Genomic DNA, 9,497 nt, shown 5'->3' with positions numbered 1-9,497 from the left:
TCTCGTTCTTGTATCGCAGTCATTCGATCTATCATATAATTGATTTCAGATCTTTCTAAAATTCCAGCTAAATCATGATTCATTATCATCTTCTTTTCTTATTCTCCTTTCCGACTTGCTTCTGGTGGTTTCGCCTAACGTTTCTGTATCTACGAACCCGAAAGGGGCTGTCCCTCGGCCATTTTCATGGCTTTTGAGACGGCCCCTTTCCTAAATGATCATTGACTAATTGAAGCAGTCGGGTATAACGTCGTTCCACCAATCGAAACTTTGATATTGCTGGATAATGGAACGTTCGTTTCATTAATCACTGTTCTCCACCAATCCCACGCAAGACCTGTACATTCTTTGGCGTGAATTTTGATGTTCTTGGAATTCGGTGGAAGTGGAATCTCTGTCGAGAAATGCGCTGTTTTATCTCGACCATTTCCTTCCCACGTTTTATGCGTAATGATTTCTTGTCCATTCGCATCAAATGTAAATTCATCCCAAGATATGTCAAACTGAGCCACGTATGCACCACTGTGATCAAGCGTTATTTTACCTTTAGTATATTCTGTAGATTTAGTCTCAATGTATTCCGTATTGTTGTGAACAGCAGCAATGGAATTATCTTTCAAGAAGACACTCGTATATGAAATTGGGTAAGCTGGATTTTTACTGCTAAATTGTGCATTGTCCTTAATTACATTTTGGATAACACTAAAGTCTTTCGAGACGACCTGGTTATGTGTTTGTGCATCGCCGCCTAATACAACAGCAGTAAATGAACTTTCATCATAAATACCTTTGTACTGTCCACTACCACTAGTTTGTATGTTAGGATTATTGAGCAATGCTTTAAATGCCGTTTGTACATCACTGCTCTTCGAGGTTGTCTCCAATTTCACGTAAATGGTTCTGCCATAAGCTACGTTGGATACCATCAGTGGCGGAGCCTCATTACTTACCCCTTTACGGGCTAATTCAGCAAACGTCACACTGTTATCAAAAAGGTCCGATGGATTGTTAGGAAGCGTTGCACTTACCGTATAAAAGATTTGCTTATAAGCAGCGACCATCACTTTTTTCTCGCCGCTTGCTACTGCGTTAAAGTCGATTCCGAGCGTATTGTTAAGGTATTGCGCGTTCACATTAAGTGCACTGGCAATTTGATTTTTGCTGTACACCATCGATTCTGCATACTGTAATCTTGCAGGCAGTGTATGTGTGCTCGAATACTTGTCAACCCAAGTCGACACGAGCTGATCAACGGCACCAGAAACACTGCTGAAATTTGGATTTTGAACCGTAATTGTATTTTCACTCTTCAACCCAGGTAGATCAATGCTAATATCTAATGGTTTTCTCGCGGCCATAACCAGACTAGGCTGATTATTCGCAAAATCTTCATTTGCAAGCTGTATTGCACCTGGATACGTGCGATTCGTGATCGAATCAATAATGGAAATATCTACAGGCGAGGTTGCGAGTGATTTTTTATCCCGTTCAACCACAATAAATTTACCATTGGACGGGTTGCCTTCTTTGGGAACAAAACTACTGATGTGATCGCCATTGACGGCCAAAACTTCATGACGATTATAATTTAGGCTTGCGATCCCAGCATCAATATCATTGGGCACGTACGCTTCAGCAAATGAAATACTGGAGAAAGTGAATACGCTCACACTAACTAACAGACTACATAACCATTTCGTGCTTTTAACACGTTTTTGAGTTGTCATACATATTCCCCTCCTTTTTTGTAAAGCAGTAGGACCCTACATTATATATATCGGTTTTTTGTAGGGAAATTGATATATTTGTAGAAAAAAGTCACGAGTGTTACATTAAATTTCACTCAATCTTCACAGGCTATTGTGATATTCCTCATTTTATTTATGCACATTCACAGTATACTCACCGCTCACCTCGCAACCTTCACATCTCCAACAACACTAAAGAGGCTGTCCCAAAAGGAACAGCCCCACTTATTTTCGTAATCAGATTATCGTTGAACACTCATCTTTTTATTGAGAACAAGGTTATATCAGACGCCTCGGATCGAGTCGATCTGCACGGATTGCTGGTTCATCTCTAACTTCTTGCGCAGCGAGCTGACATGCACATCCGCTGGCCGCCGATATAATCGAAGCCCCAGACGACATTCATCAGATCATCCCTTGTAATCACCATGCCAGGAAGTTGTACAAGATAGAGAAGGACTTCGAATTCCTTCGGTCGAAGTGGAATCGCTACACCGTGCAGTACTACTTCATATTTCTCCGGATAAATATGAAGCTCACCTGCCGGAATGTACTGCATCCAGCTTTTGTTCTCCCGCAAATAAGTTATGATTGTCCGTGGTAAATGTTGAAGTGGATCCTCCTCTAACATCTACTGCCTCAGTTACTTCGTTGGGGAAGTGAAAGACCCTGCAACCAGTCGGTCCTTCTTCATATTCTGCTATACCAATCCTGATAGATGGAAAATCAAAGAAGATAGTTCTTCCTCTTATTTGTGTTTTAGGTTCTAGTTTTGTATTATCATTGGACACTTTCATATAGTTACCTCAATCCGTTATGTATATTAGTCCTTGCTGATATTTCAGATAACGTTCCCGTATTCGGTGACGTTCAAGCGGCTTAAGGTGCGTAACGCCGGGTCGTCAGACTTATCCGGTTGGATGTGTCATCTGAATTCGCCTCTCCGAAACTCCTCTTGGCGACCGAGGAGCCTATGCGACGATGCAGGAATGTAATGTTATCAGATGTCGGGGGCTTCCCGAATTCACTTCCAAAATGCTATTTCTGATTCTCTTATTTATTCATATCATTTCATCATTCAGGTACTTCTATGTATTCAGATACTCTTGATTTCAATATCTCTATTAACTCATCATCCATAAATCTATATTCATCGGGTATATCAAGACAGATTAATTGTTTGTTCTTCAATTTGTTTGGAAATTTCTCTTGTAGCCTTCTCTTATGCTTCTTTTCCATCACAAAAATTAAATCTGACATTACCGACGTCAAGACGGCTTAAGGACCATAGGTCCGGGTGGCTCTGCCACTTAGCCGGTTGGATGTGTCGCCTATCAACTTCTATGAAAGTTCCTCTTGGTGACCAAGGGAGAGTAGCGACCGCTGTGGTAATGTAATTTTAGGTGATGTTGTCAGACAACATTGAGTTAGCTTTCAAAAATTCTTTAGTTCTCTCGTTATACTGCTCCCATAAATAATCTTTGTTTTCAATAATTAATTTGGGGATCTCCCATTCTTCAATCAATAATTTAATAAATTCTTGATTTGGTTTTCAATCTCTCTCAGCTTCATCTAATCCTTCTAGAGTATGTAAAGAAGGTATCCATTCTACACCTCTTATCTCACCCATCATTTCCCAGTTTATTCTAACATCCAATTGATAGATATAAATAAGAACAGGATTCAATCTATTTAATATATCTACTAATAGGTTAAATAGTTCTTCTATCTTAGGCCGTTCCATTCCCATGTTATATGCAAAACTTAATGTGTCTTGAAATAATATACTCTCGATAATAATAATTTCCGGTTCATTCTTATGTAAGTCTACAAATCTATTAAATAATTCAACAACTCGATTAAAATAATAGTTAGCCTCACCTTGATCTTCAAAAGTTGTGAATTTACGCTCATGTATGAATAGTGGATGATCTTTAGTTAATTCATGATAAAAAATGTTCTTTATTTCTTGTTTATTCAACTCATTAGATATCATTTCTGAAAGTGTTGACTTACCAGAACCGGGTATACCATCTACTATGATCAGCTTATGACGAGTCATATTTTTCTCCTTTTCTGACGACTTCACCTAACGTTGCTTATTCCTGACGTCTAAGCGGCTTAAGGACCATAGGTCCGGGTGGCTTCTGCCACTTAGCCGGTTGGATGTGTCGCCTTGACTTAACTTCTCCGAAAATACTCTTGGCGACCAAGGAGCGAATGCGACGATGTAGGAATGATTTGTTAGCTGATGCCATTGCCTTCTTCGAGTAGGCTTCCCCATATTCTTGTCGAGTTTTTCAATCTTTTATCTTCAAATCTTAGTTTATAAATGTCTGGCATCGATGTGGACTCCCAAAAATCAAATCCATATTGTTTATCAAAGTGATTCATCATTAACGTCATAATATCTCCATGAGTTCCAGTTACGATCTTCTTACCTTCGTATGTTTCTAATATGTCTTCCATAACTTTTACAGATCTTTTCTGCGCCATTAAGGTAGATTCCCCTTGTGGAAATGCATAATGTATATCTTCATATACTTGGCACTTAGCTTCTTTAAAAGATATTGAAGAAAATATACCAATGTTTCTTTCTCTTAAATCTTCTTCAACTTTGATATCTTTCAAATACTCAATTGCCGTTGGACGAATGGTTTCTATTGCTCTTTCATAAGGACTTGATATGAAACAATCAATTTCTTCTGTTTTTAATATGTCCTTTATGGTTAATGCATCCGCCATTCCTTTTTCTGATAAGCTTCTACTTCTTTCCCTACCTTCAACATAAATAGACTCAGCATGCCTTACAAAGTATATAAAGGTTGTCACTTCTATGTCACCGCTTTCTATATCAATATTGCGGTGGTATCAGCTAAAGTTCCCGCAGTCACGAACCCCTGAAGCTTAAGGTTTTTCATTTTCTTTTCTACTTGTTTTTAATTTGAATCTGATCATTGTTGTTATCATTAATATTAAAAATACTGCTCCTGAATATTGCATAAAATAACTAAGAGAAAAAAGAATACATTTATTACTTAGGTTAGTTTATTTATATGCTCTACCTCAATTTACCCACACATTCTTTCTAGGCTTACAGCTACGCCATCATGATCATTGCTATCGGTTACTTCATCCGCTATTTCCTTCAACTCTTCAATAGCATTTGCCATGGCGATGGAATATCCAGCTTTCTTAAAGAGACCTATATCATTATGATCATCACCAAATACAATAACTGAATCCAGCTCTACATTATACAAATTGCACAGTTTGATTATTGCTGACTCCTTAGATGCTAGGAGCGGCATGATTTGTATCAATTGATTATTATCCGTTGTTATTATATTTGTTTTATCTCCAAACTTAGTAAACAGTCCCGTTATGTGATTATTTCCAGAGATAAGTATCTTCGTTGCTTCGTATTGCTTCATCTCATTTAAGGGCTTAACAATGGGGTTTGATCTTGCATTCATCGAAGTAATATAATCAAGCTCTATCAAACTAAACCACTCGTCATTTACTTCCATCGAGAGTTCAATTAGAGGATCATGCTGCAAACAGTAATCAAGAATTTCTGAAGGCACATTAACAGGTATTGATTCACTAAATTCTATCTTAGATTTCTTACATAGTACCTGTGCTCCGTTGTAATATACAAAAGATCCGATATCCAATAAAACCTTAGGAAGAAACCAATTAACAGCCCTAGGCGGTCGGGCTGTTGCAAATATAATTCTCATCCCTCTTTGATAACACGATAAAACGGCTTCTAAATTTCTCTTTGATACTTCTTTCTTAGAGTTTAATAATGTTCCATCCAAATCAAGGACTAATGTTGAATACTTCAATGAACCACCCCCCAATAAAAATATCTTGGTTATTTCATCTAACGTTTGGCATTCCTGACAAATGACCGGAGGGAACGGATCGTCATACTTATCTGGTTGAAGTGTCGCCTGAATATGCTCTCATAAAATCCCCTTGACGTCAGCCATGACGTAGGAATGCTTTGTTATCTGATGTTCTTTGAATATCTTACAATATTAACTTATACCATTCTGTTTCTTTCAGGAAATCAGTTCTTGTAAGGTTTCTTTCTTCTAATATTTGTCGATAGTTATTAATCGTACCGTCATGAGTTATTACATAAACTGTGCTTTTCAATTTCTTAATCCAATCTATGAATCGTTCAGCTACATCTTTGAATAATCTTTCATTGATTGTGTTTATACCTTCTGTCCATAAGTCTTCATTAAAATCAATCACTTCAAATTCTTTATACAATTCTTCAACATCATCACTATAATAAATCTCATCACAGGCTAAAGTTATCCACTCAGGATTTTGTGGGAACATTCTTGGACCAATAGATGGACTTATATATTTACCTTTTGTTCTTTAATAAATATATTAGCCGTTTCAATTGTTCTTCTTGTAGGACTTACAATAACAATATCTTCAGGCTTTAAGATGAATTTATCTGGGAATATCCTGCTCTGTTCTTTTCCTATTTGTGTAAGTCCAGGGTGGCGAATATCTAAACTCATTGGAAAATTGATGCTATGTTCCCCTTGAGCATGTCTGATAAGTATTAAATCCATCGAATCCACCTTTCAGCTTAATATACATGAATTCCCTATAACGTTTCTGGATTTAGGACGTCCATTCCTTTTAGATAGCTCTTATCCTAGGTTCATGGACGTATCTGCCTGATTACTCTTCTCGAATATACTTCTGACAGATCAAGGGCCTGGTGTTATCAAATGCCCTCATTGAATATTCATTTACAAAGCTATTTCCGTGTCTTCAAGTTGCCCTTCATTAATATATTGTATTAAACTTCTTACTTCCTTATCAGCCCTTTCTTTGATAGGACGTATATTCCACCAATTTTCCGGTAATTCCGCTTCGGCCCCTACCATTATAAAATCTATCCAATTGGGCATGTAAGTCTTTAGCGTAAGTTGACATCTTCTTAGATGCCCAGAATTGCTAACTGCAATTATCCTCTTAATTTTATGAATTCCAAGTGCTCTGTCTAATACTAATATTGATGCCAAGACGTTCTCTTTGGTGTGATTCGATAGTATTTCGACTACTATTGCTTCTTCTGGTATACCCTGTTCAAGTGCAAATTCTTTCATAGCAATTGCTTCAATTTCATTACGTTCTCCCCACTTGTCTCCCCCTGAGAATAAAATAATCGGGGCTCTACCTTCTTTATATAATTGTATCGCCTTTGTTGCTCTATCTAAATTGCCATTTCCGAATACCATGATGCAATCACCAAACATTTCTGATTCCTTCGGATCACCAGGATACAATAAAGTCATTATTTGTTCTTGTGTTAATTGTTCTGGATTTATTTTTGAAATTAGCATTCATGATTCCTCCTGTTTATTTTGAAGGGATTTCACATAATGTTGCGCATTCCTAACGCTCAAGCCGCAAAAGGACTAGGTTCGGTCGCTTCACCACTTAGTTGGTTTGATGTGTCCCCCTGATTCTACTTCTCGGAAATCCCTCTTGGCGACCTAAGAGCGATGCGACGATGCATGAGTGTTTTGTTATACGAAGGACTTTCATCTCCGAACTCACTTGGAAAATTTGTCTTTGATATATCCTTCTACGTTTCTTCTAGGACCGAGGCGGCTTGTCTGCCGATTAATTCTTCTCGTAATTCGTTTGTCATCTTCTCAATTAATTCTGGTCTTCCATGGAACTGAGCAGGGGTATTCTGAAATAATTGTATCTTCCATGAATCATTCGTTCTTACTGCAATGATAGTATGATGAGTGTTTACTTTTGAATTTATATCTGTCTTCCCTGGAGGCACCATACCCGCAATAGACCTTAAAATGGCTACATTTGAGTCAAGAAAATGAATACTTTTGACTTTAATAACGAATTTTGCAGTTGGGTGATTATCAAAGATAGGTTTCAAATGCATCACAATCTCTTCAGGACCGATCGATTGACTTCCATCGAAGCCGATACTTTCTCCACCTTCACAAAAAAGATCAGCCATTTCATGAGCATTACGCTCATTCCAAGCACCTATTAGTTTTTGATATAACGTTCTTATAGCTTCTGAATTTGCTAACACGGGATCTCCTCCTCGAACGAATAAATTTTTGTGATGGTTTCCGATAATAGCGTGAAACTTGTGTTATATGATCTCAGCGTCTTCTTTGAAATAGTTAACTTTAAATTATCACGATCCGTTAGTTTAATAATAAGTTCTGAATAGATATATAAAAAATGAATACAGCAACAATAATACTCATATACCAGAATCCTTTTCTACCTTTTTGAAGCTCTTCTAAGCCTATTACCAACATAAATACTCCTAAGCACAACATCATATATGGCAGCAGTTCAAATCTTTTAGTAATTAAACAATAAATTGATATAGTTATAACTAGTATAGATAGAATAATTTTACAAAATTTAAGAAAAATAATTCTCCTCCTCCTTAAGTAACTTTTCATTCAAATATTTATTTTTATTTAATATAGTCTTAATCCTTGAGATTGTATTATTTCTTTTTGGAAGATTAGCAATTCTATTCAGCAGAATCCATCGAAGGCTAGCTATTGCCTCAAATAATTCGAGTTCGTCTGCTACGCAATTGTTCTCCGTTAAAAATGCAGTACGGTAAATAGAACAATGCTTTTCACTTACATAAATCCAAATTAATACAATAGACCAAGCTATATCGTATCTTGGATCGCCCATTTGAACGTTAGTCCAATCGATTACCGTAAACTTGCCATCAGACTCTAGAATATTCCCAAGGTTATAATCTCCATGAATCAAACAGTCTTGCTTCATGTTTGTACTTTGATGAAGCTGAACTAATAGATTCCTTATATCTGGATGCTCATCAAGTCGAGGATAAAAGTAACTGATAAAATCATATTTTGGTATTGTAGAACCACCCAGAATTTCAAGTGGAAACTTATGTATACCAGATAAAATCTTCATAAGTTTGTAAAGTTTAGGTTTATCCAATTTGTTGATAGGTGTTCCGTCGTAACTGGTTAGTAATACCTGATCGTTGTTCTCATCTAGCCCCCAACCTAGAGGTTTAGAAACTGCTATTCCTTGATTGTATAAGACATCCAATATTTCATATTGAATATTAACATCAGGATTTGACTCTTTATTCCATATTTTTAATACGAAATTTGATTCTGGCGAGCAGATTTTCATTACTTCTGCTTCAAGTCCAGAATCTAATGGAACTACATTTAATGAAGTGTCATGTTCTAATAATGACTCGATAATGTCGCTCTTTTTCACCCAGTTTATTTCTCGAAAATGATTTCCTATATTTTTCACTGCCTTTCGTGGGGATTTCTTATAACGTTTCCGTGTTCACGACTTCCTTCCCCCTCAGATAGCCCTTATCTTAGGGGGAAGGATGTGTTGGGTTGAATCTGCTTCCTTGCTACTAAACATACTCCAATCGAATCCACTTCTTCTGCTTCGCCTGACCAAGGGCGGATGCCCTAAGCGTGAACACAACGTTATCTGATGGATCGGCCATCTCTGAGATACAAAAAAAATTCTTTAATTTCTTTCCAATAACTTCTTCCCTATAAAACTTGTTGAAATGACTGGAATTCCAATTTCCTTAGACCATATAGAAAGTTGTCCTATATGATGGATTTCATGCACAATAATATGTCTTAGTATCTCACCTTTAAAATAGATCTCATCATCCCATTCGGGAGTTACCCT

The 9,497-nt window shown here is 37.0% G+C and carries 11 protein-coding genes and 1 pseudogene; all 12 read right to left on the bottom strand.

Annotation, left to right across the window (positions count from 1 at the left end):
• Positions 1 to 218: 218 nt before the first annotated feature.
• Positions 219 to 1,727, bottom strand: coding sequence for a thiol-activated cytolysin family protein (locus BW961_RS28770; protein WP_068592413.1), 1,509 nt, complete (start codon positions 1,725 to 1,727; stop codon positions 219 to 221).
• A gap of 305 nt (positions 1,728 to 2,032) precedes the next feature.
• Positions 2,033 to 2,298: pseudogene (locus BW961_RS28765) on the bottom strand (winged helix-turn-helix domain-containing protein); the annotation flags it as partial.
• Between the two features lie 1,002 nt (positions 2,299 to 3,300).
• Complete coding sequence (locus BW961_RS28755) at positions 3,301 to 3,810, bottom strand: hypothetical protein (protein ID WP_068592416.1); 510 nt, start codon at positions 3,808 to 3,810, stop codon at positions 3,301 to 3,303.
• A 182-nt stretch (positions 3,811 to 3,992) separates the two neighbouring features.
• A complete protein-coding gene (locus BW961_RS28750) occupies positions 3,993 to 4,580 on the bottom strand; it encodes a histidine phosphatase family protein (RefSeq protein WP_068592417.1) in 588 nt (195 codons plus the stop codon).
• 239 nt (positions 4,581 to 4,819) lie between these two features.
• Positions 4,820 to 5,599, bottom strand: a complete 780-nt coding sequence (locus BW961_RS28745; RefSeq protein ID WP_068592418.1) for a Cof-type HAD-IIB family hydrolase — start codon at positions 5,597 to 5,599, stop codon at positions 4,820 to 4,822.
• Between the two features lie 187 nt (positions 5,600 to 5,786).
• Positions 5,787 to 6,107: a hypothetical protein gene (locus BW961_RS29690; RefSeq protein WP_082867718.1), complete on the bottom strand. Its 321-nt coding sequence runs from the start codon at positions 6,105 to 6,107 to the stop codon at positions 5,787 to 5,789.
• A gap of 20 nt (positions 6,108 to 6,127) precedes the next feature.
• Positions 6,128 to 6,352, bottom strand: coding sequence for a histidine phosphatase family protein (locus tag BW961_RS29685; RefSeq protein ID WP_082867719.1), 225 nt, complete (start codon positions 6,350 to 6,352; stop codon positions 6,128 to 6,130).
• A gap of 183 nt (positions 6,353 to 6,535) precedes the next feature.
• Positions 6,536 to 7,132 (bottom strand): YdcF family protein, encoded by a 597-nt coding sequence (locus tag BW961_RS28735; RefSeq protein WP_068592420.1) that lies wholly within the window; start codon positions 7,130 to 7,132, stop codon positions 6,536 to 6,538.
• 245 nt (positions 7,133 to 7,377) lie between these two features.
• Positions 7,378 to 7,857, bottom strand: coding sequence for an SgcJ/EcaC family oxidoreductase (locus BW961_RS28730; RefSeq protein ID WP_068592422.1), 480 nt, complete (start codon positions 7,855 to 7,857; stop codon positions 7,378 to 7,380).
• 118 nt (positions 7,858 to 7,975) lie between these two features.
• Entirely contained in the window at positions 7,976 to 8,113 is a 138-nt protein-coding gene (locus BW961_RS31470) for a DUF3953 domain-containing protein (protein ID WP_280175234.1), read from the bottom strand.
• Positions 8,114 to 8,201: 88 nt separating this feature from the next.
• Positions 8,202 to 9,056: an aminoglycoside phosphotransferase family protein gene (locus tag BW961_RS28720; protein WP_244556091.1), complete on the bottom strand. Its 855-nt coding sequence runs from the start codon at positions 9,054 to 9,056 to the stop codon at positions 8,202 to 8,204.
• Positions 9,057 to 9,326: 270 nt separating this feature from the next.
• A partial coding sequence (locus BW961_RS31675; protein ID WP_280175233.1) for a DinB family protein occupies positions 9,327 to 9,497 on the bottom strand: 171 nt, incomplete at its 5' end.

This window comes from Paenibacillus macquariensis (assembly GCF_900156375.1).
Lineage (GTDB): Bacteria > Bacillota > Bacilli > Paenibacillales > Paenibacillaceae > Paenibacillus_AQ > Paenibacillus_AQ macquariensis.
Note: the sequence above shows the minus strand (reverse complement) of the source record. Positions and strands in the feature narration are given on the sequence as shown.

Bases quoted from the DNA above. Each gene is read 5' to 3' on its own strand.
- BW961_RS28770 (WP_068592413.1), bottom strand. From the start codon at position 1,727: ATGACAACTCAAAAACGTGTTAAAAGCACGAAATGGTTATGTAGTCTG.
- BW961_RS28755 (WP_068592416.1), bottom strand. From the start codon at position 3,810: ATGACTCGTCATAAGCTGATCATAGTAGATGGTATACCCGGTTCTGGT.
- BW961_RS29690 (WP_082867718.1), bottom strand. From the start codon at position 6,107: ATGTTCCCACAAAATCCTGAGTGGATAACTTTAGCCTGTGATGAGATT.
- BW961_RS29685 (WP_082867719.1), bottom strand. From the start codon at position 6,352: ATGGATTTAATACTTATCAGACATGCTCAAGGGGAACATAGCATCAAT.
- BW961_RS28735 (WP_068592420.1), bottom strand. From the start codon at position 7,132: ATGCTAATTTCAAAAATAAATCCAGAACAATTAACACAAGAACAAATA.
- BW961_RS31470 (WP_280175234.1), bottom strand. From the start codon at position 8,113: ATGTTGTGCTTAGGAGTATTTATGTTGGTAATAGGCTTAGAAGAGCTT.